26 protein-coding genes are annotated in these 26578 nt (G+C 53.7%); 13 read left to right on the plus strand and 13 right to left on the minus strand.

What is annotated here, in order from left to right:
* The first annotated feature begins 307 nt into the window (after positions 1–307).
* From ACR0KM_RS19245 to ACR0KM_RS19260, 4 genes are all read left to right on the plus strand, one after another.
* Positions 308–940 (plus strand): tyrosine-type recombinase/integrase, encoded by a 633-nt coding sequence (locus ACR0KM_RS19245; protein ID WP_170743320.1) that lies wholly within the window; start codon positions 308–310, stop codon positions 938–940.
* Positions 941–2442: 1502 nt separating this feature from the next.
* On the plus strand, positions 2443–2580 hold the full coding sequence (locus tag ACR0KM_RS19250) for a hypothetical protein (protein ID WP_170743319.1): 138 nt from the start codon (positions 2443–2445) through the stop codon (positions 2578–2580).
* Positions 2580–3269: a hypothetical protein gene (locus tag ACR0KM_RS19255; protein WP_170743318.1), complete on the plus strand. Its 690-nt coding sequence runs from the start codon at positions 2580–2582 to the stop codon at positions 3267–3269. Before ACR0KM_RS19250 ends, ACR0KM_RS19255 begins: the two co-directional genes overlap by 1 nt.
* Positions 3270–3343: 74 nt before the next feature.
* Positions 3344–3592, plus strand: a complete 249-nt coding sequence (locus ACR0KM_RS19260) for a ParB N-terminal domain-containing protein (protein WP_480861143.1) — start codon at positions 3344–3346, stop codon at positions 3590–3592.
* On the opposite strand, the gene ACR0KM_RS19265 is transcribed toward ACR0KM_RS19260, so the two are convergent.
* The 3 genes from ACR0KM_RS19265 to ACR0KM_RS19275 all read right to left on the minus strand — a co-directional run bounded on the left by ACR0KM_RS19265 (position 3584) and on the right by ACR0KM_RS19275 (position 5769).
* Complete coding sequence (locus tag ACR0KM_RS19265) at positions 3584–4597, minus strand: fatty acid desaturase (protein WP_480669782.1); 1014 nt, start codon at positions 4595–4597, stop codon at positions 3584–3586. The genes ACR0KM_RS19260 and ACR0KM_RS19265 overlap by 9 nt on opposite strands.
* Before the next feature lie 72 nt (positions 4598–4669).
* Positions 4670–4876: a cold-shock protein gene (locus ACR0KM_RS19270; protein ID WP_170430361.1), complete on the minus strand. Its 207-nt coding sequence runs from the start codon at positions 4874–4876 to the stop codon at positions 4670–4672.
* 503 nt (positions 4877–5379) lie between these two features.
* On the minus strand, positions 5380–5769 hold the full coding sequence (locus ACR0KM_RS19275; protein ID WP_170637988.1) for a MerR family transcriptional regulator: 390 nt from the start codon (positions 5767–5769) through the stop codon (positions 5380–5382).
* Between the two features lie 109 nt (positions 5770–5878).
* On the opposite strand from ACR0KM_RS19275, the gene ACR0KM_RS19280 reads away from it, so the two are divergent.
* Together ACR0KM_RS19280 and ACR0KM_RS19285 are read left to right on the plus strand one after the other, a co-directional pair.
* A complete protein-coding gene (locus ACR0KM_RS19280; RefSeq protein ID WP_170452349.1) occupies positions 5879–6202 on the plus strand; it encodes a hypothetical protein in 324 nt (107 codons plus the stop codon).
* 4 nt (positions 6203–6206) lie between these two features.
* Positions 6207–6425 (plus strand): GDCCVxC domain-containing (seleno)protein, encoded by a 219-nt coding sequence (locus ACR0KM_RS19285; protein ID WP_254446079.1) that lies wholly within the window; start codon positions 6207–6209, stop codon positions 6423–6425.
* Between the two features lie 436 nt (positions 6426–6861).
* Here ACR0KM_RS19285 and ACR0KM_RS19290 read toward each other — a convergent pair whose 3' ends face one another.
* The 5 genes from ACR0KM_RS19290 to ACR0KM_RS19310 form a co-directional block, all read right to left on the minus strand.
* Positions 6862–8262 (minus strand): TRAP transporter large permease, encoded by a 1401-nt coding sequence (locus ACR0KM_RS19290; RefSeq protein WP_480861142.1) that lies wholly within the window; start codon positions 8260–8262, stop codon positions 6862–6864.
* A complete protein-coding gene (locus ACR0KM_RS19295) occupies positions 8249–8884 on the minus strand; it encodes a TRAP transporter small permease subunit (RefSeq protein WP_480861141.1) in 636 nt (211 codons plus the stop codon). Before ACR0KM_RS19295 ends, ACR0KM_RS19290 begins: the two co-directional genes overlap by 14 nt.
* Positions 8885–8964: 80 nt before the next feature.
* Positions 8965–9975 (minus strand): C4-dicarboxylate TRAP transporter substrate-binding protein, encoded by a 1011-nt coding sequence (locus ACR0KM_RS19300; RefSeq protein ID WP_480861140.1) that lies wholly within the window; start codon positions 9973–9975, stop codon positions 8965–8967.
* A gap of 107 nt (positions 9976–10082) precedes the next feature.
* Entirely contained in the window at positions 10083–11375 is a 1293-nt protein-coding gene (locus ACR0KM_RS19305) for a sigma-54-dependent transcriptional regulator (protein ID WP_480861139.1), read from the minus strand.
* Positions 11372–13093, minus strand: a complete 1722-nt coding sequence (locus ACR0KM_RS19310; protein ID WP_480861138.1) for a sensor histidine kinase — start codon at positions 13091–13093, stop codon at positions 11372–11374. Before ACR0KM_RS19310 ends, ACR0KM_RS19305 begins: the two co-directional genes overlap by 4 nt.
* A 970-nt stretch (positions 13094–14063) precedes the next feature.
* Here ACR0KM_RS19310 and ACR0KM_RS19315 point away from each other — a divergent pair.
* Both ACR0KM_RS19315 and ACR0KM_RS19320 read left to right on the plus strand, forming a co-directional pair.
* The gene (locus ACR0KM_RS19315) at positions 14064–14441 is read left to right on the plus strand and encodes a hypothetical protein (RefSeq protein ID WP_480861137.1); all 378 of its coding nucleotides are present in this window, start codon (positions 14064–14066) and stop codon (positions 14439–14441) included.
* 104 nt (positions 14442–14545) lie between these two features.
* A complete protein-coding gene (locus tag ACR0KM_RS19320) occupies positions 14546–16153 on the plus strand; it encodes a hypothetical protein (protein WP_480861136.1) in 1608 nt (535 codons plus the stop codon).
* A 538-nt stretch (positions 16154–16691) separates the two neighbouring features.
* On the opposite strand, the gene ACR0KM_RS19325 is transcribed toward ACR0KM_RS19320, so the two are convergent.
* On the minus strand, positions 16692–17804 hold the full coding sequence (locus ACR0KM_RS19325) for a linear amide C-N hydrolase (RefSeq protein WP_480861135.1): 1113 nt from the start codon (positions 17802–17804) through the stop codon (positions 16692–16694).
* Positions 17805–17926: 122 nt separating this feature from the next.
* Positions 17927–18415 (minus strand): hypothetical protein, encoded by a 489-nt coding sequence (locus tag ACR0KM_RS19330; protein ID WP_480861134.1) that lies wholly within the window; start codon positions 18413–18415, stop codon positions 17927–17929.
* A 154-nt stretch (positions 18416–18569) separates the two neighbouring features.
* Here ACR0KM_RS19330 and ACR0KM_RS19335 point away from each other — a divergent pair, with 154 nt between their 5' ends.
* Both ACR0KM_RS19335 and ACR0KM_RS19340 read left to right on the plus strand, forming a co-directional pair.
* Positions 18570–19235, plus strand: a complete 666-nt coding sequence (locus ACR0KM_RS19335; protein ID WP_480861133.1) for a Crp/Fnr family transcriptional regulator — start codon at positions 18570–18572, stop codon at positions 19233–19235.
* Positions 19236–19686: 451 nt separating this feature from the next.
* Positions 19687–20313 carry a LysE family translocator gene (locus tag ACR0KM_RS19340; protein WP_480861132.1) on the plus strand — a complete coding sequence of 209 codons (627 nt, stop codon included), beginning with the start codon at positions 19687–19689 and terminating at the stop codon, positions 20311–20313.
* Positions 20314–21072: 759 nt separating this feature from the next.
* Here the strand turns inward: ACR0KM_RS19340 and ACR0KM_RS19345 are convergent.
* Together ACR0KM_RS19345 and ACR0KM_RS19350 are read right to left on the minus strand one after the other, a co-directional pair.
* A complete protein-coding gene (locus tag ACR0KM_RS19345; protein WP_480861131.1) occupies positions 21073–21417 on the minus strand; it encodes a hypothetical protein in 345 nt (114 codons plus the stop codon).
* A 169-nt stretch (positions 21418–21586) separates the two neighbouring features.
* On the minus strand, positions 21587–23053 hold the full coding sequence (locus ACR0KM_RS19350; RefSeq protein ID WP_480861130.1) for a bifunctional helix-turn-helix transcriptional regulator/alpha/beta hydrolase: 1467 nt from the start codon (positions 23051–23053) through the stop codon (positions 21587–21589).
* A gap of 430 nt (positions 23054–23483) precedes the next feature.
* Between ACR0KM_RS19350 and ACR0KM_RS19355 the strand changes: the two genes are divergently transcribed.
* Both ACR0KM_RS19355 and ACR0KM_RS19360 read left to right on the plus strand, forming a co-directional pair.
* Entirely contained in the window at positions 23484–24116 is a 633-nt protein-coding gene (locus ACR0KM_RS19355) for a tyrosine-type recombinase/integrase (RefSeq protein WP_480861128.1), read from the plus strand.
* Positions 24117–24361: 245 nt separating this feature from the next.
* Positions 24362–24757 carry a nuclear transport factor 2 family protein gene (locus ACR0KM_RS19360; protein ID WP_480861126.1) on the plus strand — a complete coding sequence of 132 codons (396 nt, stop codon included), beginning with the start codon at positions 24362–24364 and terminating at the stop codon, positions 24755–24757.
* An 88-nt stretch (positions 24758–24845) separates the two neighbouring features.
* On the opposite strand, the gene ACR0KM_RS19365 is transcribed toward ACR0KM_RS19360, so the two are convergent.
* The gene (locus ACR0KM_RS19365) at positions 24846–25763 is read right to left on the minus strand and encodes a LysR family transcriptional regulator (RefSeq protein ID WP_480861124.1); all 918 of its coding nucleotides are present in this window, start codon (positions 25761–25763) and stop codon (positions 24846–24848) included.
* 50 nt (positions 25764–25813) lie between these two features.
* Between ACR0KM_RS19365 and ACR0KM_RS19370 the strand changes: the two genes are divergently transcribed.
* Positions 25814–26578 (plus strand): NAD(P)-dependent oxidoreductase (locus ACR0KM_RS19370; protein ID WP_480865550.1); only part of this gene is annotated, 765 nt, incomplete at its 3' end.

The raw sequence follows: 26578 nt of genomic DNA on the forward strand, positions 1-26578 counted from the left end.
GCGTCGCTGATAACCTGACGCCGGTCTTACCAGCTTTTCTGATCATATCTCATTTTATCTTATTGGTGCTGACCCGGGCCTTTTAACGTGGAACCCGATCGGTAATCGGTGCTGAAGACGAAGCGTACGCGCGGTTTGGACTCGAACCGTTCTTATGCGTAGTGATATGGGCTCAAGCCGCCTAATGCACACACTTAAACCATGCCAGTATTCATAATCGGACAGCAGGCATTCACGCCGCTTGTACTATTCGGTGGTCAGCGCGGTGCTGTTGCTTGGGTGCGGAGGGTGGATCGGAGTGCAAAATATGCCAAGAGTCCAACTACCTGCAGTCACCCCAAAACCCAGAGCTTGGAACAAGGGGCGGATCATCGGTCAGAAACGACCGCTACTCCCAAAACAGGTCTGGGCGATCCGTGCCCGGCTCGAACTTTCTGGAAATCTGCGTGATCTCACAATGTTCAACGTCGCGATTGATAGCAAGCTACGCGGCTGCGATCTGGTCAAACTCGCTGTGACCGATCTTGTCAAAGACGATCGCGTCCGTGAGCGTGTTTCGGTGATCCAGAGCAAAACCAAGCGATCTGTTCAATTCGAACTGACGGAAAACACGCGAGAAACTGTATTGGTATGGGTAAAATCACCGGAAATGTTTGCTAGCCGGTTCATGTTTCCAAGCCGATTCCATGATCGACCACACATCTCGGCGCGCCAGTATGGCAGGCTGGTTCGAGACTGGGTGACCGCAATCGGATTGGAACCGAGCGGATATGGCACGCATTCGCTTCGCCGAACCAAAGTAGCTGAGATCTACCGCAAGACAGGAAATCTCCGCGCGGTCCAACTTCTGCTTGGGCACACAAAGGTCGATAGCACCGTGCGATACCTGGGCGTTGAATTGGAAGACGCGCTAAGCATTGCAGAGCGCATAGACATCTGAGACAGTTTGGCGAGCGGCGCTGTCGGTCGCCAATCCATAGTGGTTCTAGTTCTTTTACGCAGGAGTGGGACGTAGCGTGCCCTGAGCGGAAGTGTCAAAATCTTGTTGCGTACGCTCGCAGCACAGTTTTCTCGGCTCAGGCGCAATTTACAGGGTGCGGGACCGAGCGGCCATTTGATCACGCCGCGAGTACTTGTGCAGAAGCGGCGCGAAAATCGCTGCGTTGCAGCCAATGTTATCAGGCCAGTCATTCATAGTCACGGGGAAGCCTTGATCACATACTCCTCTTTCGCCGCACTCAGGCCAGACAATTTCTTTCGGTAGTTCACCAAGGATCTTGGTCACCGGCAGTTTCAAAAACTACCTGCCCTGGCGGTACTTGCATTGCGACAAGGGAAACTTCCTTGACTCTATTCTGGCTAAGGACCACAAAAGTGCATTGGTGAAAGTTACTCGTCGCCGCGATGCTGCCGGCTTCGATGATCCAATGGCCTTCAGAATAACTGTAGCATGTGCCCCAGCATAGGAACGGGTTTCGCTGGGGTCTTCGCTATGAGCTCGTTCCTCGCAAGCATTCGCAACTGTCACCTGACAAGCCCCAGTCATCGCGTGAACCATGAAAGAAGGCGCCGTATGAACTGCACATGGCTTATAAATTGCGTGTTTGATGCCCGATAGATCAGGTCTCAGGCTCCTTTTCAATCAGTCATTCATCGTGTTTACGCGCTGCATTCTTTGTTTGATCCCGACACTCTTGGTGTTGCTCTCCGGAACGCAGCTTCCCGCCCAGGTCGCGGGCAATGCCGATGGGTCTGTTTGTGACGAAGGTTTCGAAAACAAGAACGGATCCTGCCAAAGAACAGACGTACCAGAAAACGCATATTTGACGGGTAGCTCCTATGGTAGCGGCTGGGAATGCAATCACGGTTTCCAGAATGTCGGAGAACTCTGTGAGGAAATAAGAGTTCCTGAAAATGCCTATCTTGCATCAACCGGAGATCAGTGGGAGTGCAATCGGCTGTTCCAGCGTGTCGGGGAACTCTGTGAAGAAGTGATGGCACCTCAAAATGGGTACGTCGAAACCCGGTTTGGCGTGCAGGAAATACACTGCAACTGGGGATTTCGTAAGGAGGATCAGGATTGTGTTGCGATTAATGTCCCGAGCAACGGCCGCCTGACTGACAAAAACAGCGCGGATGGTTGGGTGTGCCTCAGAGGTTACAGGGCAGCGGAGAGCGGTTGTGAGCCTGTGGCTGTTCCACAGCATGCATATCTTGCACCTGAAACGTATTCCGGATGGAAATGCGAACGTGGTTTTCGCGCAAACCGGGACAGGTGCGTTGCGATCCTTGTCCCTTCAAACGCTCACTTGAATCGAAGAGGTGATGGTTGGGAATGTAATCGGCCGTTTACACGACAGAACGATAAGTGCACCGAAAATGTGCCGCGACAATAGGTTGGTGGGAACCAATACCGCCTGACATATCCGGAAGGACGAATCCGTGAACCATAACTCGATTGACGAAAACCTGGGTAAAATACTCAAAGCCGAAAAGGCGCAACGCTGGTCCTACAGCATAAAGATGTTTGTCGCATTGGCGGTGATTGTTGCGGCCATAATTGTGGTGGTGTTTCTCTGATGCGTAAAAGCACCCCTCAGGTTAGCCTCCGACACCCAAAATCGGCAATTCGCGACCTAGAACAAAGAGCATTTCAGGAACGCAGTGTTCGTAAGTCGCGGAACGCTGACGTAGCCGGTGTGATTGAGGAACAGTTTGGCAAGTACTTGATTAAGGCCGGCATTCTGAGCGGTAACAGCGTTGCGCGCGCATTCCCCAAGCCACCAGCTAAAACGCAGGCAATGATTGCCGATGCAGTTGGTGAAACACCAGAGTTGGCCATTGAAGCCTTAAAAGGAATTCTCGAAGAACGAGACAGGAAACGTAGCGGTCAACGACGTTTGGAAGGAAACTCCGGCACGCTCGTTCCCAGTGCAAGAGAATATGCAGAGGCATTGCGCCAGATCAGGCTCACCCCTGCGCAGGTCACAATGCTCAAAGCACTTACTATCGCAGGTAGGGAAGGTCTGACCATTGGTCACTTGTCTCAGGCAGCCGGTTACAAATCACGCGAGGCCTCCATCAAGGTTTTCAAGAAAATCGGACTATTGATCGCAGAATATCTGGAACTGGACCTACCCGAAGCCGGATCGGTACAGAATGATGGCGCCGCTCAGGTCCTGGCATTTTCTCACATCGAAAGTGACGATGAGCCAGCAACTTGGATTATGCATCAGGAACTGCGCGACGCTGTTCGTTCGGTTCTATGACGTACGTTCCAGCCCCCGCTTTTGTAGAGAACTCTGAACCGGAACAAATGCACGAAAGGTTGCACACGTAGCTTATGCTGGAGAAGAAACCATACCCGCTCGACCTGATCTATGTACCTGTGAAGCGTGCAAAAACACTTGATCAGCAAAAAGTCCTGACGCTGGCCGAAGATATTCTGAAGAACGGCCAGAAGACCCCGATCCAGATACGCGCGGACAACAAGAGGTACGTGCTGATTGAAGGCCTTCACCGACTAGAGGCCATTCGCGCCCTCGGCGGTGATACTGTCGAAGCCTTTTTGGTGCGCGCCAGGCTACACTAGATGCCTATTGGAATTGGCGTTCGACAAAGCCTCGGAAAAAGTCAGCAGACGTTGACTTTTTTCATCCCAAAGATGCAATCGTGCGCAATGAAGGCTCTCATATAGAGTAATACGCTGGCAATTTTCCAACTCGGAATGGTCACGCAATACCTCGTTTAGCCGATAAAACGGTATGCGGCTGGCAAGGTGGTGAACATGGTGCACACCGATATTGGCAGAGAACCACCGCAGGATGCCTGGCAGGGCGTAGTGAGAACTTCCATAGAATGCGGCGTTCTGAAGATTCCACACTTCTTCCCGCTCCCAAGTCGTGTGTTCAAACTGGTGTTGAATATAGAATAGCCAAATACCAATCGATGCGGCGACGATCATGGTTGGAAGGAATACAAAAACCAGTACATCCAGGCCTCCGGTCCAAAAAATCAGAGCCAGGACCACCGCAATCGCGGCGTTTGTTCCCATTGCACTTGCCCAATACAGCCAGCCTGACCGCATGAAACCAAAGGGCAAGCGATTTTGAAAAAAGAACGTGTAGACCGGTACGATACAGAACAGGAAGAAGGGGTTCCGGATTAACCTGTAAGCGGCACGCCCGAACCAATTCCGTTTCAGGTATTCCTCAATGGTCAATGTAGGAATGTCACCCATACCACGCCGATCAAGGTTACCGGTTGAGGCATGGTGAATCGCATGGCTTTGCCGCCAGACGTCATAGGGTGTCAGGGCGAGAACACCCAGAACCCGGCCGGTCCAATTGCAAACGGTGCGGTTTCTAAAGAAGGATCCATGACCACAATCATGCATAATGATAAAGATACGGACCAGAAATGCGGCGTTCAGGATGGCCAATAGAACAGTGACCCAGATACTAAGGGATAGCGCAAACCACGCTGCGCCCCATAGCGCGAAAAAGGGGATGACAGTGATTGTCAGTTCAATAACGCTACGCTTCGTATCGGGCACACGGTATTGCGCGAGCGCCCGGGTCAATTCCTGCTGTTGCAACTGACTTGTTCTCCAAGGGCTTTTAGCAGCCCATTGTGCAAACGGGCACCCCATAAGGGTGCCCGTAAAAGGTCAGGCCAGTGCCAGATTGGCGGCGCTGTCGCGCCCGTCACGGCCAGCTTCGACGTCAAAAGTGACCTTCTGGCCGTCCTTCAATTCGCTGATGCCGGAACGCTCAAGTGCTGAGATATGCACGAACACATCGCGCTTGCCATCTTCAGGTTCGATAAAGCCAAAACCTTTGGTCGAGTTGAACCATTTTACTGTGCCATTTGCCATGGTGGAAGTCTCCTAATACTTGCCGCCCGCATTATTGCGGCGACTCGGCGTGGTCGGTCTGAATCGAAAGACTGAACGCCGAGTTTGGGAGACAGCAGGTCGAAAAAGAAAAACGTAAGCCCTGTGTATATGGACTTCGAGTACACACGATACAAGCCTTGATACAACGGAAAGCAACAGAAGATCTAAGTCTGCCCAGCCCAATTTGAGACAAAGATAAGCAGAACCATTGCTCTGTGGTTCGGAAATCAGAGGTCGGCTTCCGATAAAACCTGCCGAATGCGTATGCAGCAAATTGATTGCTCAGGCACGGCAGGTAGGGCTCACTGTCCGAAATCGCCGCGTGCTTCAAGAACACCGCGGCAAGGCACAAATGTTCATTGAGTGATTGAAACATTGCTAAATCAACGAGTTGACCTCTCTAACGAACGGTAGATTCTGCGCGGCCCGAATCTTGGATCATGCTGCGTTGGCATAGGGCGACTGCGAGCCTCAAAGTGCCATTAGTAGGTCCGTATCTGCGCAAGCATCGGGCAAGAAACGTTCCCGATGTTACAGTTGGCCGTAAGTTCATTCAGGGCGGCCTCCAATCGCTTAAGTTCGATTATCTTCATACGCACATTGGAGATATGAAGCTCGGCCAGTTCCTTAACGGATTGGCAATCCTCGCTATCACCTTCGGATAGGTTGAGAAGCACCTTTGCATCGGCAAGCGAAAAACCCATGTCTCGGCACTTCCTTAGAAAACGAAGCCGTCCAACATCGTGCGCGGAGTACATGCGTCGATTATTCGATGCCCTTTCTGGTTTCGGCACGATCCCTTCGCGTTCGTAGTAGCGGATAGTATCAATTCCGACACCGCTTTGCCGGGATGCCTCCCCAATCGCAAACATGTGAGATTTCCTGTCTTGATCCTGTCTTGATCCTGTAGTGGCTACAGAAGTTAAACGAGAGGTTGTTGTCTCTACAACTCCGCGCGACGTAGTCCATCAGGGAAACAGAATGCAGAAGTACCTTAGCCTCAGCTATTTGGGATCGCTATCAGCGCTTGGCGTCGCGACTTGCTGCGTTTTGCCCATGACGATGATGTTACTGGGGCTGGGTGGCAGTTGGTTGGCAATCTTTGGGAAGGTTGCCGCAGCGAGTTACTATGTGCTGACGATGTCAACGGCGTTCGTCGTGATATCATGGATGGTATCTTATCGGCGCGGTTCCTTGCCGACGTTGAAATGGTGGCTTGCAGGAACGACTCCAATCACCGGCGTGGGTTGGGTCGTTGTGTTTAACGAGGCATGGATTAACGATTACCTGATCATGCAGATGTGAGACTATGACAAAACAAACTGTAGTCCTAGAAAGCACCCTGATTTGCCCGAAGTGCGGCCACAGTGAAACCGAGCAAATGCCAACGGATGCTTGCCAGTGGTTCTATGAATGCAAGTCGTGCAAAACAGTTTTGAATCCGTTGGAAGGCGACTGTTGTGTTTACTGTTCATATGCCACGGTCCCGTGTCCACCAATTCAGCTAGGCGATAGCTGTTGCGGATGAAGTGAAGGACGGTTTTGTTGAGCGAACTGTGAGCCGCCGCCGCGAGCATCGCTGCTATTTGCATGAATGACAGTTTTTTCCGCTGCTTGGCCGCACAAGGTATTCGGCAGTTGCAGTGTCGTTACTGCTGCAAGCGCATGCAGCAATAAAATCCAGGGTACAGGTTGGGCTCTCCTTACACCTTCGCCGCGATTTGCACCAAGGGCCGGTCTGGTATGAAACGACTTTCGCTGCGCGCCGCATGAACTGGCGCGAGGCAGACAAAGCTCCTATTCGCTGCGGCTGCGCCAAAGTCGGCTTTGGCCAAACGGGTAGTGTCTGGAACACTCGTTTCTGCCCGCCAAAGAAATCTATGAGTTTTATCAACTTGGCGCAGGATGAGGATACCCCAACTCTTAGGTTAGGGCGTCCGCAATGACTTTCAGGTGTTTTTTTCCTAAGCCAAGCTGGGCAGCCACAACACAATCCAGGGGAAGGCGACGAGCAAGGCGATGGTTATGGCATCTGCAATGAAGAACGGCGTCACACCTTTGAATACGTCCTGGACCGACAGGTCATCTCGGACGCCCGCCACAACAAAGCAGTTCAGGCCTATGGGTGGTGTAATGAGACAGAACTCGGCCATCTTCACCACCAGAATACCGAACCAGATCGCGCACATCGGCCCGCTCATCCCGAATGTGCTGTCGGCGGCCGAGACCAGTTCTCCGCCGTTCAAGGCCATGACTGCCGGATAGACGACGGGGAGCGTGAGAAGGAGCATCCCAATCGCGTCCATGAACATGCCCAGCACCGCATAGGCCAGAAGAATGCAGATCAGGATCAGCATGGGTGACATGGTGAGCGAGGTGATCCAGTCAGAAAATGCCCCAGGTAGATCGGCAAAGCCCAGAAAGCGTACGTAGATCAGCACACCCCAGATGATCGTGAAGATCATGACACTCAGCTTGGCGGTCTCAAGCAGTGCATCTTTCAGTTGAGTCCAACGCATACCGCGCCAAAGGGCCATGAGGAATACAACAAAGGCTCCGATTGCGCCGCCTTCTGTGGGCGTGCCCCAGGCATCGCCACCGAAAGGGTTGTAGACAAAGCAGATGATAGTCACGACCACAAAGACGATGGGTAGCGCCGGGGGGAGCGATACCAGACGCTCGCGCCATGTGAATCCACTCACTGGTGGGCCGAAGCCTTTGATGGTCAGCGCCATGCCGACAATCAGCATCCCGTAGATCAGGGCAGAAAACGCACCGGGAATGAACCCCGCCAGAAGAAGCTTGCCAACATCCTGTTCCACGATGATCGCATAGATTACCAGAATGGCAGAGGGCGGGATCAGCGAGGCCAGTGTACCGCCCGCTGCAACGACGCCCGCTGCAAAGCGCTTGTCATAGCCTATTTTCAACATCTCGGGGATGGCGATCCGGGCAAAAACGGCTGAGGTCGCCACGGATGCTCCGGAAACAGCGGCAAAGCCTGCGGTTGCGAATACGGTCGAGACAGCCAGTCCTCCCGGCACCCAGGCGATCCAGCGTTTGGCGGCTTCAAAAAGCGCCTTGGTCAGCCCTGCGTAGTAAGCAAGATAACCAATCAGAATGAAAGTCGGGATCAGCGAGAGGGCCTGGCTTGAAACCTTGGAATGGGGCACCTGCCCCGCCGTTTTGACAGCCACGCTCAAGGCCCAACCGAAATCACCGGCACCGTAGTCTTTCTTGGCCCAGAAAATCCAGATCAGGCCCACCATCCCGGCCAGACCGGCGGCAAAAGCCACGCGCATACCAAGTATGACGAGAACGAGCAGACCGCCCGTGACCCAAAGGCCAATCTCAATCGGTTCCATCAGGATCATCCTTCAACTGATCAGCTTCCAGCTGAGCTTGTTTGGCGGCATCCGCGATCAGCGGGACGGCGATGGCGCGGCCTGTCACAATGGCCCTGCCATAAGCCAGGCTTTGCAGGATTAGTCGCAGACAGAGAACACCGAAAGCGACCGGCGCGAGCAGTTTGGCAGGCCAGATCGGCAGTGCGATGTCCATGGAACTATCGCGGCTCCACATCGGCGCTGCAAAGTCAAAGCTGCGCCCGAAATGCGCCCAGGTGCCCCAAACCATCAGTACCATCAGTGCCAATACGGCGAGGGTCGTGATCAACTCGACGGTATAAAGCGTCCGCCCGCGCAAGTGGCCCACCAAAATATCCATTCGGATATGCCCGCCCTCGCGCATCACGTAAGAGACGCCCATAAAGGCGATGAGCGGCATTGCCTGCTCGATCCAGTCCACATACCCCGGCAGAGGAGTATTGGCGACGTTGCGGCCACCAACGGACACAACTGCGAGGATCATCAGAGAGAAAACCGCCAGCCCACTTAAAAGGGCCAAGACCCGTTCAAAACGCAAAAGCGCCTGATCGAGGCGGCTGATCATACTGTCATCGGTCAGCACAAGGGATGCTGTTGCCATCGGACAAATCCAACCTGAAAAAGGAAAGTGACCGGCCCCACACGATGGGAGAAGACGCGCAGGGCCGGGTGAGTGGCGGCTTAGTTCGTCTTCGCAATCATTCCGGTCACGAGGTCATAAAGCTCTTGTGCAGGCAGACCCGCAGATGCGTTCTGTTCGATCCAGGCAGCAGCGGCTGGCGCGGCGGCGGCTTCTTTGAATGCAGCGATCTCGTCATCCGAGAACGTCACTTGGGTAATGCCACGTTCTTCGAGAGCAGGCCCCCAGGCCTCCATGGTCTTGCCATTGTAGCTGGCGACATAGTGATCCAGCGCCGCATCAACCGAGCTGAGCAGGGCATCACGATGTTCATCGCTCAGATCGTTCAAGGCGTCGGTGTTCACGACAACCGGGCAGTTCACGGTGCCTGGGTTGAGGTTGGTCGTCCACCATTTGCCGTTTTCGATTGTGCCAAAAGACATATGGGCGTGCGGCGCAAAGCTGACCGCCTTGACGACACCGCTGTCCATCGCCTGCCGCACTTCGGTTGCAGACATGGATGTCGGTACGGCCCCTACGGCTTCCATCGCCTTGCCGATGCCGCCCGTCGCGCGCACGGTCAGGCCTTCAAAGTCTGCCAGTGTCGATGGTGCATCGCCTACACCAACGATGTTGTATTGCGGCAGGGGCGACGGCATCAGCAATGTCGCATTCCAGCGCCCCAGATCAGCCACCGTCGCTGGGTGCTGATAAACGGCCATCGACAGTTCCACTTCCTGCTCCAGAGTGGTCACGCCGAGAAAGGGCAGCTCCAGAACGGTAATCGAGGGGTTCTTGTCGCGGTGATAGCCTGCGCAAAACTGCGCCATTTCGAAGGCACCGATGGAGATGCCATCGAGGTTTTCTCGGTTTTTGGACAGGCCTCCATAGCTGATATTGAGCGTGAACTCGCCTCCGGTTTTTTCGCTGACAAGTTCGGCCAGCTTTTCGACATGCTCTGTAAAGGCACGGCGTTTGCCCCAAAGCGATACGTTCCACTCGGTTGCCATCGCTTCTGTACCAAAGGCCACCGCAAGGGCAGCAACGGTTGCACGGCCAAGAAGTTTTTGCATCAATTGTCTCCTCCAGCTTGATGGGCGCACCAAACCAGAATTGAAGAGGCAGGACTCATGAAGAAAATTGCGTGGGAGCGAGGCCGATGCCTGCGGAATTCCGCAGGCTACAAAAGGGCGTCCTTGTCGAGACCCAGTTTGACGATTTTCTCGTTCAGGGTGCGGCGTCCGATGCACAGCGCATCGGCCACTTCGTCCATGCGACCCTGATGTGTCTGGATGGCTTTGGCGATCACCTGCCGTTCAAAAGACGCGACCGCCTCACGCAATCCGGGGCGGGACGCGGCATCGAACTGGCCGCCCGGCATGACCTCGGCGATGCTCTCACATCCCTGTCGCGCCATAATCACGCGGCGTTCTACGACATTGCGCAGCTCACGCACGTTGCCCGGCCAGCCATGTGCCAGCAAGACCGTGATGTCTTCCTCTGTGAGTTCTGGGGCCGCCAGCCCGTAGACCGTCGCAAACTCTGTCAGGAACTTGGTTGCCAGCAATGCGATGTCATCCAGACGCGCGCGCAACGGCGGCAATTTCAGGCCGAACGTATCCAGCCGAAACAACAGGTCTGCACGCAGCACAATCTGTTCAACGGCCTCGTCCGTGTTGACATTGGTGGCCGAGACCACTCGCAAATTCGCTTGTTCCGGTGCGCCTCTGGCCGGATCAAGGAATTCCTTGGTTTCGATCAGGCGCAACAGGCTTGACTGTACCTCAATCGGGCACGCGCAGATTTCATCCAGGAACAATGTCCCGCCCGTCGCCGCACGCACGATAAGCGGCAGTTGCTCAACCCCGAACTGCGCCGCGTTCACCGCGATAAAGGGGCCGTCACAGCGTGTTGAGACATCATGCAATGCGCGTGCAACCAGATCTTTTCCGGTTCCGGTTTCTCCGTGGATCAGAACGGCGGCATCGCTGTCGGCCACATTGGTGATCGTATCGCGCAGGCGCTGCATTTCAGGTGTTTGCCCCACCAGCACCCGGTCAAGACCTGACAACTGATGCAGGCGAGAGCGGAGCCGAAGATTACGTTCCCGCATCTGGTGTTGTTCCGCCGCATGTGTCAGGATCGTCAGCAGCCGCTTTGGATCATAGGGTTTCTCGACAAAGCTGTAGGCCCCGAAAGTCATGGCATCTACGGCCATCGGGATGTCGCCATGGGCGGAGATCAGAACCACCGGCGGGGCGTCATCCAGGCTTTGCAAAAGCTCAATGCCGGACATGCCGGGCATGCGCACATCCGAAAGGATCACATCGGGGTTGAATTGACCCAGCCAGCGTTCGGCTTCGGTCGCGCGAGGCAAGTCTTTGGTGGTCCAGCCTGCGGCCTCCATCAGATCAACAAGCGAGCTGCGCATCATGCGATCATCGTCAATGATAAGAATACGAAATTGTGTCACGACGCTGATCCTTCAGGGGTCTTTGGGAACTCGGCCCGGAAGATCGCCCCTCCATCTTCCCGGTCTTTTGCCGACAACACACCGCCATGATCCGATACGATGCCCGCCGAGATCGTGAGGCCAAGCCCCATACCCTTGCCGCTTTCCTTGGTCGTGGCAAAGGGTTCACGCAGATCGTCAAGCGTTTGCCCGCCCAGGCCGTGCCCCGTATCCGAAACCTCGAACCAGATCATGTCCCCGGTTTCCCCTAACCCGATGGTGATCTGGCGGTTCTTGGTCCCTTCAACCGCATCCAACGCATTGCGCACCAGATTGGTGATGACCTGTTCCAGCCTCAGTTTGTTGCCATGCAACCGGATACTGGCGTCTGGCGGATTGAAGGTAATCTGCGCCGCCACGGCAGCGATGTTAGGAGTCAGCAAATTCAGCGCCTCGGACACAACCTGTTCCAGGTCCACATCATCAAACTGATCGCGCCCCTTTCGGGAGAAGAATTTCAGTTGACGGGTGATGTCCTCCATCCGGGCAACAAGTTCCTGCATCTTTGCGCCCAGCCCTGATGGTCCTGAAGACATCTCCGAGGCTGCCAGTTGATTGCGCATCGCGGCAATCGGCTGACCCAGCTCATGCGTCACAGACGACGCCAATTGACCCAGAGCTGCCAGTCGTCCCGCCCGCTCCAACTCAGCCTGCGTCTTTTTCAGGTTTCTTTCTGCCGTCCTGCGTTCCTCGATCTCAATGGCCAGTCTTTCGTTTGCCGAACGAAGCGTTGCCTCCTCATTCTCTGAACGCACGAGAGCCGCCCCGATCTTGCGCACGCGGCGCATTTGCCAGCCCAGCAGCAGCGCACCCCCAAGCAGCGCCATCGCGCCTGTCGTAAGCCACGCTCGGGTGACGGCCACGTCATCTGGCGCAAGCAGGTGCAGCGACCAGGAATTGGGCAGATTGCTGGTCCGCAGATACAGGTAGCGTTCGCCTTCAATGCTCACGGTCTGGTTGGGCAGGTTCGGCGTCCAGTCCAGCGGTGTCAGCCGTTCCTCGGCAAATTGACGCGCCGCTACGATGCGTTCGCGTTGGTCCGGTGCAAGGGCCTCTAACGTACGATACCGCCAATTCGGATTGGAAGCCAAAAGAACCACCCCATCCGAATTGGACAGAATAATCCGTTCTCCAGACGCCTGCCAACTGTCCTGAAGGACCGACAGGTCCAGCTTGATGGCAATCACCCCTTTATTTTTGGCGCGCTCCGGCCGCACAGCCATTGCATAGAAATACCCGGGAATACCTGTTGTGGCACCAATGCCGTAGAATTCACCAAGCTCGCCATTGAGTGCTGCCTGAAAATAGGGGCGAAATGCGTAATTCTGGCCAACAAAGCTATTCGGTGAACGAGCATTGGATGCCGAGATTGTCAATCCCTCAGCATTCATCAGATAGATCGCGTCAATGCCTGCACTTTGTGCAAACCGCGCCAAACGCTTGTTCAGAGCGCTTGTATCCCCACCTTTGACTGTCTCGATAACAACCGGGTCTTGCGAGAGCAGGAACGGCAAATGCGTAAAGTGTTCCAGGGTCGCAGCGACTGTGCTGCGATAGAGCGTCAGGCGCGCCGCTGCCTTTTCCAGTTCTTGTGACTTGAAGTAGGAATGCGACCCCCAAAAGAGGACGGATGCACACAGGCAAGCCAGCAGGGTTGATAAGACAAAAAGAAATCGCATCCGGCCCAAGTGCCTCAAAGGGCCAAAAAAATCAATTGTACGGTTTTTAGTGGCCAGTGATGAGTCTTCGCAAACCGAGGATCCAAGAGCCTTGGGCGCAACTCGGTTTGATTTTGCAACGGCGTTGGCACTTCTCGAACAACAGACGTTAGTGCGCAGCGCAGCATCGGTCAAAGTGGGCTCCTTGCGGACCTCGGTACTATTGCAGCAACGTCCCCTGCCCAGCCGTCAGTTGATCGTGTAAGACGGCCCGGAGCCGACATCCAGCGCGTTGTCTCTATGCTGCGGTCGCAGTCCGCTTAGCGGCCATTCGCTGTGAAAGCGAAACCTGGAGATCCACGAATGAGAAAAAAGCGGACAGAGCTTCCGCAGGTGGTAGATTGGTCAAGGTCTGCATCTTCTGAAGTGCGCACTTTCTTGTACTCAATTCGAACAACCAAACCTCTAGGCTTTCGTATCGTACATAAGCCTTACGATATGGGACTATTCAAGGATTGAGAATGGAACGTCTATCGCACATTGTTCGATCACTAGCCTGTGTAACCATCTTAAGTTTATCTCAGGTGGCAGACGCAAAGATCCCAGATATCTGCCCCTAAGAGGCAACAATTGACTTCCTAGGGTTTGGCACTGGGCATGACATTCTAGACTTTGCGGATGATATGATAATCGCTCATGCCTATGGTTTCATAAACGGTCTTGTTTACGCGAAACTCCTCGGCGCTGAAGATGTATGCCAGGCATTTTACTTCGATTGTCTTCACGAGATGCAGCCGCAAGAGATGGTGCAACTTGTGCGTAGATTCTTACCTTCCGCAAACCACAAACCGCATAGTGCTCTGGGCTACCGCCCTCCGGCTCCCGAAACCATCATCCAGATGGACCAAAGGCCGGTCATGCGCTAACAATCAAATTGGACCACTTAGGTGGGGCTGATCAATAAGGGTTCTGAAAACGGGAAAAAACCACTATGCCTTCAGCAAAACTAATTGAAAGCGGCGCTCTGTTGCTTACCCTCTTTGCGTTCTCTTCAGCTGCTTTCGCCGACAGTAGCAATCAAATCAAATATCAAAAGAAAGTTAACCTAGAGGTAGGACAGGCAATGGTCATTCACGGTCGCCGAGGCGAATGCGGCAAATTGCCGACCAAAGCTGAACTGGCGAAGAGCAAGTCGGACATCGAGGCCAAACTAACCACCGGCAGCATCAGATTTGGAAAGCAAGGCGTAAGGAAAAGCGGTTCCTGCGGCGGATGGACACCTGCGTACGAGACCATTTTCGTCGCCGAAAAACCTGGGAAGGAAACCGTCAAAGTTCATGGTGATCCAATAAAGATAACAGTGAAGTAGACACCTTAGCATCTGTTCCGGTTGGGGGCCGCATGGAAGCACAATATCGAGCGCCTTAGGTCCCGCAATAGCGGATGTTTTAGAAATTCGAATCCTATGTGTTAATGGATCGGCTGGCCCGTAAGAGGGCCAACCGCCGTTACAGCGATAAGATGGCCGTTTGCGCCTACAACCGTGTACATTTGATTGGTACATTGGCTTTCTCAATACGTGGCCGGCTTTCTACGCTTGGCGTTCGATTCAACCGGTGTGAACTGACGCTCTGTAGGACATTGCTGCCGTTCAAGGTAGGTGCATCCAAGGACCGCTTCTACTGGACTGGGGAAACCTTAAGCTGTACGGCTAAACTTATGTCATTTCGGTTTTGTGTCTTTTCGCGTTGTCTGCCTTTAGTCCTGTTTGTTTTGTCCACTCCGGTTTTGGCACAGAATTGCTCCTTACCGGATCAGTACAATATCAACTGCGATTTCTCGGGAGTTGCCCCAGAGCAAGCAATTGAAGAGCTCGCTCAGGTGATGGCCACTGCCGAGGTCGATCAGGTGGTTCGACAGGCGGCGCAACAGATGCTACCGCTTTTGAACGACGTAACGATTGCAGCCAATCCGAATGCAGCGCTCCTGGCATACGTTGCCCTAGGCAACAGCATTCGCGAAGACGACTACTGGGAACGGGCACTCGCCATCGTTGTTGCGGGACAGGCCCCTGCCCCCAACGACAACCGCGACTTCTTTGAATTCGTGGGGCGATATATGCATAGCCAGCGCATGGCTGGCGCCTATGATCTGTCCGCGCGGGCGGCAAAGGCAGTTTATGGCTCAACCGCGCAGCCTGACGGAGGTAGGCAACTCCCTGGATATGGGCCACTTAATGTGCAGCGGCATGAGGGACACAGAGCAAGTATCCAGTTGATCGAGGCTTGGGAAGGCAGTTCTCCTTTGGACAGCGAGTTGCTGATCCTTCAGGCGCTTGACGGGAATCCAGAAGCGCTGACTATCATCGGAGAAGCACTTCTATCGGGGGAAGGGCACCGCGCCTTCAATCACAAGCGGATCGTAACTAGAACCGGGCGTATCAAAGGCTATCCCTATGATGTAGCGAAGGGCATCGCCTTTCTGGAGGAGGCATCAGCGAAGGGTCACGCACGGGCGGATGAGGTTCTGGCCGAACATGCGCAACAGGTCGAAGCCGAGCGACGGGCCGCGCGAGCGGAGCAGCAAAGGCTGCAGACTGAGGAGCGCGAGAAGGCCGAAGCGGCTGCGCAGCGCGAGGCAGATCGCCAGATAAGAGAGCAGGCAGAACAGGATCGCCAGAATCTCGCCGGCGCGCCCGGCCCTTATTTCAGCAGGGATACACGCCTCGACAACCTCGTCGACGCCGCGGCGGACACACTTGTTCGGGAGTATTGCCAGCGCCTCAAAGTTTTGCCCTCGTCAGGGGGTTTCCTGATGACGGGAGGGCGCATTTACTATGCGAACAATTATTGCACGATGAAGGCCCTAACCGGATCCAGCAATTCATATTACGTGTCACGCATCGACATACTGGGCTGCACCGGACGCAGGTGCAACGTAAGAGTGACATTGAGCTGTGGGTTCAAGGGGTTACTTGCGGCGGAAGAATGCACGGATTTCAACAGAGGCTACTTTCGTGATGGAACCGCATTGATCGCAGAAGACGGGATCGGGGTAGAGGCCTTCCGCATTGATCTTTAAGCTCTCCAGTCGCTAAGTCAGAGTTTCAGTCGGTCGTGAGCGCCTTTTTGGGGCCGCCTGCATGGTCAGTTGTGCTGCTCGAAAAGTGATCCCCCGCGGCGAAGCACGAAATCTTAAAATGACGGTCGCTTGTGTCACCGGCTATGACGCCATCATTGGCATTAAATTATCTTCTGCCACAAACAACCTGCGGAACCCGGTTGAATTTTTTCACGTTTCCAGCGGCCGTCCAAAGAGCAGACCTTTGTGCATCCGTCGCCATGGGTCTCTGAACAGACTCCAGAGGCGATGCTAAGTTCGTTCTAAAAGTCCCCATTCCTAGGGCTCAGGACGGCCCAATCCAGACCTTCGACCGACCTTGAGGATGCTGCAACGCGGTCCGTCAAACCGACCATTCGCTGCACAAGCAAAACGAACCGTCATACGAATTACAGATCGCGGACTTTGCCGTCATTCGTTCATCGATGTGTGCAGGTATGGGAGAGTCAACGTGCCCCAGCCCACGGCTGAAGCACGGTGGTCCTGAATCCAGAGAGTTTTAGAAATCCCCTGTTCGGTCGTTAATGACAAAGCCGGTCTCGGACGGCACGAATTTGGGGGCCGTCAGACCTTCCAGCGCTTGTTTGACATCTACACTCTGCACCGTTTGAGACTTGTAGGTCTTGAAGTGATACACGCGGTTTCGGGTGTCAGAGGCTGCAGTCCAAACCGTATAGTCTGTATGAACGCCTTCAGGCGTTGGCGCGCGCACGGCCCCTTTGGGGATATCAAACATATTCAGAACGTGGAACGCCTGAAAGATCGTCTCAGCTGCCGTTTCCGTCGGAAGGACGGTTTCCTTAAACGCAACCGCGCGTACAAAACGGGACGGCGGCGTAAAATCACCGGGCAGACCAAGCATGCCAGTCCCTTCGCCAAAGGCTGACAGTGTTTCACTGCCAACGGTGATCGGTTCGCGGTTTTCCGGACGGATATTGAGGTAATTGCGCAGGTTGGTCAGATGCCAGTCATAGGTTGGATTGTTGGTGATGACGCCGACCGTATTGTCAAAGACCTTGAGCCCCTCGTCGGTCTGCTCGATCACAATCGCTGCGCCGGATGCATCAACGACCGTATAATGGACCGGGGCGTAGCTTCCGATGACATCAATATGGCTGCCGACCAATTCGATGGTCGAAATCGCCTCGCGCACTTCTTCAACTGAACTGAACTGCCCCAGAACCCAGTTCCCAAGCTCTTCCGAGGACACCGCGCGGCCGCGGTTTTCATCGCTGACCTCGCCAAAGACAGCATCTCCTGCAAAATAGAAGATACCGAAATACAAGCCTTCAGTATTCATACCATCCACAATGATCGGGTATCCAAAGGCATTCGCGCCCAGAAACCCATATTTTGTGGTGTAGGTGAAGCCAGTCTCGTCGGGGTTGGCCTGCAATGTGGTGATCTCGGTTCCGGCAGGTACCGCGTACAGGTCCGACTGCACATCAACACCGAACTCCATAGTCCGGGCCGGAACAATCGCGCCATCTGCCGCGCTTAGAATGATCCCGGTACACGCATAAGCGTGTCCGCCAGTCAGGGCTATGCAGATCGATAGCAGCGCAAGCCTCAGGCGTGGTAGAATTTGATTTGGTTTATTGGTTCTAACCATTAGAGAATCTCCATTTTCCAGGATCGTATGAAATTCGAAGTGTTGACTGTCTTTCGGTTACGTATTGGTATGGTCAAGCCAGCTTCCCCCCAAAGCAGTATGCGGACCCGTCTGCATTGAAACTAGTCACCGACGCCACTGAGATATGATTTCAAGTCAACGAGGATACGCTGCAGAGCCATAACCTCACTCAGTGTATCCTGAGCTTCGCGCGCTGTCGGAGCGTTGGTGTCATTTACCGCGTTGGTAACAGACATTAGTTTGGCGAATTGCTGGCTGAGGGCGATGATCTGATGCGGCAATCCAAGCTTGTTCAGCTCGTTCAGCCGAATGCGCCTTCCTTCTTCGCCGTGCCCCCGAAACTCTCTGATGGCTTCGGTAACATACGGAAAACTGGATACTTGTTCGAGGATAGCAACTGAAGTCAAAGGCATAAGCCTATCGCTATACTCAGCGTTTCGCGAATAGTAGCGGCCCAGCGTTGCTTTGGATTTGCCTGTCAACGCACCGGCGGCTTCAATTCCCATATCCTTGACCAGAAATTCTGTGTGCTTCTTCAGATAAAGCCGAATGTCCCGTTCCGTCGCAGGATCTGGCTGTTTCGCTTTCATTTGTTCGTCCTACAGCACGAGAAGATGCTGACACCTGTAAGTAAATTGGTTGTACCGCTTGGCGCAAAGCATGCGCGCTAATAATCGCCTTGTATTGCCCGATCCGATTGCTCAGATTGTTCCGCGATGCACAATGTTGGGATTTTTTTTTTGAATGGCACCTCCGATTCAAGCACGATGGCTGGCCTCCGCGCCCGATGATCTGAAAAGCGAAGTGATCGCAAAGTGTGATCGGCTGACTTTGCAGCAAGATCAATCCATCTACCGCGCAGGAGATGAGGCCGGTGGAATATACGGTGTCATTTCCGGTCGCATTGATCTGCACCTGCTCCACCTGCGCGAAGGGCGCACTCTGTTGCACTGCGGCGGTCCGGGAGGTTGGATCGGAGATATGGCTGCACTTTCGGGTGAGCCCCGGAAATTCGAGCTGATCGCGGGCCGCGACAGCGAAGTGCTGCGGCTGACACGCAGCACTTTGATGATGTTATGCGAAGCTCACCCCATTCTCTGGCGCAACCTGGCAGATATGGTGAACACCAACATGCGCATGGGGTTCAACACCATCGAAATGCTACGCACCGAGGATCCCACCGCGCGCGTGGCCACATGCTTGGTGAGACTGAGTGCGGGTGGCCCCGGTTGGGGTGGTACAATCTCGGTCTCACAAATTGAACTTGCATCGCTTTGCGACATCGCCCGCAGGCGCGTTGGTATTGCCTTGGAGCAGTTGGAAAGCCTCGGATACATCAAGCGCAAATATGGGCATGTCGAAATCACGGATGCGAGCGGTTTGGCAGGAGCATTGCCCAAAGGGCACTAACGTTTTGATAACCTAATGCAATTGACCTAGCCTTCGACTGTGCCTGCGCTGAATACCAATTTCATAGCACAGCCCTGCATACGCCAGAAACTATAGGCCCGTCATAGCGCGTCCTGATAGGTGTCTACCGCATCCGTAGGTGTTTCGCCGCAGCATGATCCGGTAATTTGGGCATCTGGATCATGAGGAATACCAGGGGTCGGCGACCCTCAATTGCTGCGGCGATCCTTCTTTACAACTCTACTAAGCCACTCGTACCTATCGGTTACTAAGAAGACACATAAGGATCGAATACGGGGAAAAAAATCCTGAAAGGTATCCAGATGGTGTCTACGTTCATAGACAATCTGAGAAGCAGCCATCGCTGATCAAACAGTACCATCTGAGTTCGCGCTGGATATCTCTCTGTCCCATGGCAATATGCGACACCGGATCAACGGAGGGCAGTTCATTGTACAATTTAGAGTTTTTCCTCACTCTTGCTGGTTTTGGCTTTTTTCACCTGCTGGCCGTTGTCAGCCCAGGGCCGAGCCTGATTGTTGTGACGCAAACGTCTATATCGTCTTCCAGAAAGGCCGACATCTTGAACGCGCTTGGTTTCGGCGTTGGATCGATCATATGGGCAGTCGCCGCAATCTTCGGGCTCAATATACTGTTTACCACCGTGCCCTGGATCTATCTGGTCGTGAAAGTCGCTGGCGCTCTTTATCTAATCTATCTGGGGTTTAAGCTACTGACGAGCCCCGGCATGAAAGCCGTTGATGGGAAAAGTATCGCCTCAAGGTCACCGGCCGTCAGTGCGTTTTTCAAAGGCCTGATGATTCAGCTTTCCAACCCAAAAGTCGTGATTTTCATGGGTTCCATCCTGACGACCCTGCTACCGCGCGAACCAGCGGCTGAACTGTTATTCTGGGTTGTTATGGTGATCTTCCTAAACGAGTTCATTTGGTACAGTTTGGTCGCGTTTGCGTTTTCCATCGAGCGCCTGCGGAACGCCTACGCAAAAGCGTCCAAAATGGTTGACCGAGCGGCTGGCATCTTTCTCGGCGGGCTAGGGATCAAAATACTATCACAGTAGATCAGACCTTTTTGCAGCCGGCCACGCTAGCAAAACCTTTTCAGAAAACGAAGTTTTCTATTGGCGCCGACCGCAGCATCTTTGGAACATGCTGATTGTGTTGAAAAACTCGTAAATCCGACCGACACGAGTTGCCTCCACCTGCCGAAACTGCCACTCGTTCACTTTGCAGCATCCCTCACTTTGGGCTTTCTGGCTAACATTGGAGCAAGCGCGGCGTCTTGGCAGCAGGCGGACCCGTCTTAGATGTAGACCCGCCCAGAGTCGACTTTGAGCACAGCAAACGAATTCCGCGCCTGCAGCGCGCTTAGCGGCCATTTGCTGCGCTGCCAAAATTTGTGTCTGTCCCAACCCACAGGATGCAGACCAAGTGAGCTCTTGCTGCGGCTGCCCCAAGGGCTGCTTAAAGGCAGAGGCGGCGTCAAAGTCGGTTAATTCCTGGCGCAACCGGTAGTTCGGAAAACGACCAGAAAGGGCCCATCCTTTTTTTTTGGAGTTCTTGTTAAAACGGTTGAAACGATGCGCGTCTTTCAACTTCTCGTGATAGCAATCGCACCAAGCACTCATACGCAGGCACAGCTTCCCCTCGGAAGCCGACCTGACTTGTATCGACATGCTCGCTCCGCAAAGCACTGCCTGCGCCCACCCACGCCTGCGGCGCGGTTCTCTGTGGCTCAGCACCGCCTATGGCGGCAAGGGGCTTTGCTTACGCTATGCGTGACAATGTTAGGAACGTGTCGGCTCCGAAGGAATGATGGTTCACCCAATCGTATAGGTCGTGGAAACGGTTCCATCTTGGTCTACAAAAGATACCTTACCGTCATCTATCACAAGAGACTCACAAGTACGTGGAACAATCTTGGAACCAACAGTCCCTCCGTTACAGAAAAGGCCGTTTTCTTCTGTCCATGTGAAGTTCACAGCACGACCGTTGAGTGTACCGGTTAGAGTACCATCCGAATTTATTGTCACTGTTCCTTCATCCCTCGTAAGTGGTTTATCCAGGATTGCAGAAAATCCCCCAGTTTGAGCTGTTCCAACTGTTGTTGTCTCGCAAGCGGCCAAGCCCAAACCTGCAACGATTGCCAATGTAAAGTGTCTCATTTCATCTCTCCAGATTTCATAAATAGGTAACAGGTGTTACCGACGCGCGCATTCTGCTGCGGCTAGAGCAAAAGGTTTCATGTGTGAACAACCGGTATTGAGGCGTGAGCTAAAATTCAAAGAGGAAATGCCAAGCATACCCCATTTAGAGTATTCGACCGCCCTGCGGCTAAAAGTCTTCTGCGATAGCTTGGTAAGCCGCGCGCATAGGTACACCCTGAGTCAGATGGCCAAGGCCCGAAACTGCGTACGGGTTCTTTTTTGCGACTGTTCTGGACAGCCGACTAACTTGTGCAAAATTGTTTACACGATCTTCGGAACCGTGCCAGAAGCTGATGGGATGAGGCAGATGGCGCGCTCTATCCCAAGAAAAATGTATTTGAGAGAAATAGTCCAATCGCATTGAGTCCAAGGAACCTAAGGATGCCATTTCAAAGCGCTCGCGCCGTTTTTCCGAGCCGAATTCCTCATCCAGCTGCCTCTGATCCACACCACTATCCCCAAAGACTCGACGCGTTGTCACTTCAAGTTGCTTTTTGTTCCCTATGCTGCGTGCCAAATGTGCAACCGCTATCGCAGCAACGCGACCGTTTTTGGCCAATTTGTGCATCATCCGATCAAAGAAGTAGTCTTCTGGACCGTTTTTTCCGGAACTGAAGCAAGTCGCGACAAAATCAAGGCGTCGGACCCGGCGCGGGTGGGCCTCTGAAAAGCTCACCGCGTATGCCGCTGCGGAAACAAGCGAGAGAATTGGTATCGGTTTATCCGTCACAGCTTCAATCAACAATCGCATATCCTCCACGACGTGGTCACAGTGGAGTTGCCAATTGAGGCGACGGTGTGTTGTGCGTTCCAGGCAGCCAGGTCTAATTGGCCAAAAAGTGCGCCACCCAAGACTATTGAACTGCGCAACATCTTCGGTGCTGATGTTAGGAAAGACCATAGAGTGCAGGATAAGCACCGGTCGTCCGTTTGACGGTCCTATGTCGAGATAGCGGACTTGACGGCCTTCAGGTCCACCAATGACACCGAATCTCGCTCCATCAGGCAAGTATTTCTGGTAGCGCGAAAAGAAGGTGTTTGCACCCGGAGAGAAAGGCGAAAATAACCCACTATCTGCCGAGAGTTCCGCTATAAACTGATCAATTGCACGAATAATCAATGCAACGAGTTCTACCTGACTGCCGACGCCTAGCTTGCGAAACAGATTCTGGAGTTGCTTGCGCCTGGTGCTGGTGGCGACACCGCCGCTCTCAGCGCTGGCACTCAAGCTGAGCCCCTGCGCAAAGTCTGTTGCTAGACGCAACTCTGATGGAGACAACTCGGAGCCGGTTTTTTCCTTGATCGCCTTAAACAGATCGCGCTCACAAACCCGAAACAGACGCCTGTCTCGCGAGGAAGACAACGCTACCATCCCTTCGTGTCTGGAAACAAGCGGCCAAAACGAACAAGCCTCTCTTTCAACCGGTGGACCTAGCCATACCGGGATTTCGCCGGACCAAAAATCCGGGACATCTGCATAGCTTTGCAAATCAAGGCTGAAGTCCGCCAATTCGTCATGAGACGCATCAGTTAGGCCGGACAAGCCACCAATTGCTTCTAACTTCTCGGCATCAAACCTGTCGCCTTTTTCCAATCGCAAACCTTCCAAGACCAAGAACCGCTTTTCGTCAATAATCTACAGCGCAGTTCTTGTTCACAATCAAGAACATGTCGCGGAATTGGAATAAATTTGGAAGTTAGGAGCCAAAATGCCCACTTTGTTGATATGCGAGTGTTGAACCACAGGGCTGATCGGCTCCCTCGCATGCTTTCTAACCTCGCAAGGAGGCGTTTCTAGAATGTGACGCGTCGTGACGCCATTAGTGTTGTGTATGGAAAATGAAGCCCTGCTCGCAATTGATTGTAGCGTAAAATGCGAAAAAAGCTGCCTTTCACCTCCGCCGCAGCATCCGTACCATTGGACTCCTTTCGGACCTCAGAGGCTGCGCAGCAATCCGTGATATGGTGCCTCGTCAACGTCGGGTTGTCGTTTTGGGAGGGCATGGCGGATCGGAGGATCAGTCATGGAAACACCAAACCTACCAGCCATTCGCGCACTTCGCCCCGCATGGAACAAGGGCCGCATCGTGGGTCAGAAACGACCGCTGAAGCCAAAGCATGTCTGGGCGATCCGTGTTCGACTTGAATTGGCCGAGAACCACCGCGACCTAGCGCTGTTCAATATGGCGATCGACAGCAAGCTGCGGGGGTGCGATCTCGTGAAGATGAAAGTCGTCGATGTGATGGCATCTGGTCAAATCAAGGAACGTGCCTCGGTACTGCAAAGCAAAACGCAGAAACCTGTTCGCTTTGAGGTTTCCGAAAGTACGCGAGCTTCCGTTGAGAAATGGATGGAGGATGAGCTAATGGTCGGGTCAGAATATTTGTGGCCAGGTCGCCTCCATGAGCGACTGCACATCTCAACCCGCCAATATGCGCGGATCGTCCGCGAGTGGGTCACTTCGATCGGTCTCGAAGCGAGTGCTTACGGTACTCATTCAATGCGAAGAACAAAGGTCACCCAGATCTACAAAAAGACGGGCAACCTTCGGGCAGTGCAACTACTTCTCGGACACACAAAGATGGACAGTACAGTCCGGTACCTAGGTGTTGAACTAGAGGATGCTCTGGCCATCGCTGAAGCCATTGAAATTTAACTTCGCAGGGCCGTCTTCGTCGACGGCCCACAGCCGACATTAGATATCTCTAAGAGTTCACCCATCGGCTTTCCGAGAACTGTCGTTCGTATAAAACGCCGCAATTTCAACAAGCGGATGGCCGTGAGGCGAACAAGCCTGCCGTCGTTGAGAAGCGATGTTAAGCAAACTTGATTGCTTTGAGAGGTCCGATTAACGTTTCTGCAACCATATATTTTCACGACTTTTAGGAAATGCAGATATAGATGACACCTGATGTGCAAACCGCCCGCCGCATGGCACAAGATCACTGCGCTGCTTGGACAAACCGGGCGTCAGGCGATGTCGCCGGAAGATATGCTGAACATACAATAATGATAATGAACGGTGGCGAGCCAATGAAGAGCCGGACCGAGATTGGCGACATGGCGGCGGGATTTATGGCTGACTTCCCAGACCTCGTTCTTAACCTAGATACGGTTCTCGTCGCCGATCACCACATGGTCTATGCGTGGACTTTCGAAGGCCATCATAAAGAAACCGGTAACCACGTTCGTTTCTCGGGCTGGGAAGAATGGGACCTAGACGACAACCTGAAGGTCACCAAATCGCTCGGTTGGTATGATGGCGCGGATTATGAACGCCAAGTTGCGGGAACATGACCATATCCGGCACCAATTTACGCACTGTTCGCACAGTCATGTACGGCAAGTCAGACCCAATTTGACTCTAGTCGGTGCTCTTTATTGCCTACAGCAAGTGAGAAGGCGTCCATCGGAAAAGGCTTTTCTCATATTCGGTAATTGATTTCGAGAGCCACTGCATGCACAGCTTTGCCGCCGGTCGAACCGGGCCGGGCAAAGTGACAAGGTAGTAGCCGATCTGAGGTATTGGATCGTCGAACAGCGCCAGAAGTTGTCCCGACTTCAACTCGTCAGAAACAAAAGCCGGGACCGTCGCCCCGATACCATCACCGCGACGGATGCCATCTAGCAGCATATTGCCCGGTACGCGGACAACTCTCCGGTCGGCGTCGGTCGGAACTCCGACCTTTTCTAACCACAGATCAAACTCGACTGACGCTTGTTCCTGAAGAAGCGTGAAATCAAGCAATTCTGCAGGATTCGTGAGCACCCGGTTTCCGACTAGTTCGCGGGACGCGACGACCGTCAGACAGCCTGGCAGCAGCATCTGCGAGACAAGCCCTTGCCAGTGACCCGTTCCATATCGGATGGCCATATCAATTCCGCCCGGTTTGAGGTCGACAGCCTGGATCGTTGAATCGATCCTCAATTCAATATTGGGGAATTCGTCAATAAACGTCGACAAACGCGGCATGAGGAACGCGCTGGAAAACATCGGAGTCGCGCTAACTGCCAACGGTCGAACCGCCTCTGCACTCGACACGCTCTCGGTTACGGAGGCCATTTCAGCGAAGGCTTCAAGCAGGCCAGCTGACAGGAATTCGCCTTGCGATGTCAGAGAAATGCCATGTCGGGTACGAGTGATAAGCCGAGTGTCGAGATGTTGTTCGAGCCCGCGGATTTGCTGGCTGATTGCGGAATGGGTCACGTTCAGTGCCTCTGCCGCCCGGGTCAGATTTCGAAACTCGGCAGCGGCGGCGAAGGCTCTGAGAGATGTCAACGAGGGAAGCGCGCGCCAATCCATAAGTAAGACCATCTAACAATATAGAAAATTTACAACTAGGGGATCCCCAGATGCCGGCGCATGCTGTTGCAGTAATTCATTGGCGACCACCGGAGGCAAACATCATGAAAATTGCTGTTTTGGGACTGGGCAATATGGGCTCAGCGCTGGCGCATTGCTTGCTCAAGGCAGGCCACGAAGTCAGCGTTTGGAACCGCACGTTGGCAAAGGCAGAGATTTTTGGTGGGGCTGGAGCCACGATCCGCTCTTCACCGAATGATGCCATTGCGACGTCTGATTTTGTGATCATCTGTGTCAAGAGCCACAGAGAAACTATTGAACTGGTCAACGGGCTGAGCGACTCGCTAAATGGTAAGACCATCTGTGACATGAGCACGGGCGATACCTCGGATGCCGATAGACTGGTCGTCATCCTTGAGGGACAGGGAGCTGGCTACATGCTGGGCATGATCAATGCTTACCCTTCCGGCATTGGTGGTGACGAAACCACAATCCTTACGGTGGGCAGTGCCGGAACTTGGGGCCGCTATGGCAGTATCATCAGAGAATTGGGTGGAAAGTCCGCCCATGTTGGAGAGAAACCAGCGGCACTTGCCGCGCTCTTTGCCGGCCTCTTCACGGTTCGGCAGGGGTTCATGTTCGGAATGATCTACGGTGCACTTGTCTGCCAGAAAGCGGGCATCCCGATGCAGGTTTATGTCGACCAACTCCCTACTACAATCAATGTCCGTCGTCAGAGATTTTGGGACAGATGGCGCTCTGATCTAAGAGAGAGTGTGGCTCATCTGGTTAGATTGATTATGCGGCGGTTTTGC

This window comes from Ruegeria sp. G10, assembly GCF_056533645.1.

Coding starts and splice junctions, on each gene's coding strand:
- ACR0KM_RS19325 (WP_480861135.1), bottom strand. CDS start 17,804: ATGGTTAGAACCAATAAACCAAATCAAATTCTACCACGCCTGAGGCTT.
- ACR0KM_RS19290 (WP_480861142.1), bottom strand. CDS start 8,262: ATGGAACCGATTGAGATTGGCCTTTGGGTCACGGGCGGTCTGCTCGTT.
- ACR0KM_RS19260 (WP_480861143.1), top strand. CDS start 3,344: ATGCTGGAGAAGAAACCATACCCGCTCGACCTGATCTATGTACCTGTG.
- ACR0KM_RS19345 (WP_480861131.1), bottom strand. CDS start 21,417: ATGAGACACTTTACATTGGCAATCGTTGCAGGTTTGGGCTTGGCCGCT.
- ACR0KM_RS19255 (WP_170743318.1), top strand. CDS start 2,580: ATGCGTAAAAGCACCCCTCAGGTTAGCCTCCGACACCCAAAATCGGCA.
- ACR0KM_RS19275 (WP_170637988.1), bottom strand. CDS start 5,769: ATGTTTGCGATTGGGGAGGCATCCCGGCAAAGCGGTGTCGGAATTGAT.
- ACR0KM_RS19320 (WP_480861136.1), top strand. CDS start 14,546: ATGGATCGGCTGGCCCGTAAGAGGGCCAACCGCCGTTACAGCGATAAG.
- ACR0KM_RS19300 (WP_480861140.1), bottom strand. CDS start 9,975: ATGCAAAAACTTCTTGGCCGTGCAACCGTTGCTGCCCTTGCGGTGGCC.
- ACR0KM_RS19360 (WP_480861126.1), top strand. CDS start 24,362: ATGACACCTGATGTGCAAACCGCCCGCCGCATGGCACAAGATCACTGC.
- ACR0KM_RS19285 (WP_254446079.1), top strand. CDS start 6,207: ATGACAAAACAAACTGTAGTCCTAGAAAGCACCCTGATTTGCCCGAAG.
- ACR0KM_RS19310 (WP_480861138.1), bottom strand. CDS start 13,093: ATGCGATTTCTTTTTGTCTTATCAACCCTGCTGGCTTGCCTGTGTGCA.
- ACR0KM_RS19295 (WP_480861141.1), bottom strand. CDS start 8,884: ATGGCAACAGCATCCCTTGTGCTGACCGATGACAGTATGATCAGCCGC.
- ACR0KM_RS19365 (WP_480861124.1), bottom strand. CDS start 25,763: ATGGATTGGCGCGCGCTTCCCTCGTTGACATCTCTCAGAGCCTTCGCC.
- ACR0KM_RS19245 (WP_170743320.1), top strand. CDS start 308: ATGCCAAGAGTCCAACTACCTGCAGTCACCCCAAAACCCAGAGCTTGG.
- ACR0KM_RS19280 (WP_170452349.1), top strand. CDS start 5,879: ATGCAGAAGTACCTTAGCCTCAGCTATTTGGGATCGCTATCAGCGCTT.
- ACR0KM_RS19270 (WP_170430361.1), bottom strand. CDS start 4,876: ATGGCAAATGGCACAGTAAAATGGTTCAACTCGACCAAAGGTTTTGGC.
- ACR0KM_RS19330 (WP_480861134.1), bottom strand. CDS start 18,415: ATGAAAGCGAAACAGCCAGATCCTGCGACGGAACGGGACATTCGGCTT.
- ACR0KM_RS19315 (WP_480861137.1), top strand. CDS start 14,064: ATGCCTTCAGCAAAACTAATTGAAAGCGGCGCTCTGTTGCTTACCCTC.
- ACR0KM_RS19335 (WP_480861133.1), top strand. CDS start 18,570: ATGGCACCTCCGATTCAAGCACGATGGCTGGCCTCCGCGCCCGATGAT.
- ACR0KM_RS19355 (WP_480861128.1), top strand. CDS start 23,484: ATGGAAACACCAAACCTACCAGCCATTCGCGCACTTCGCCCCGCATGG.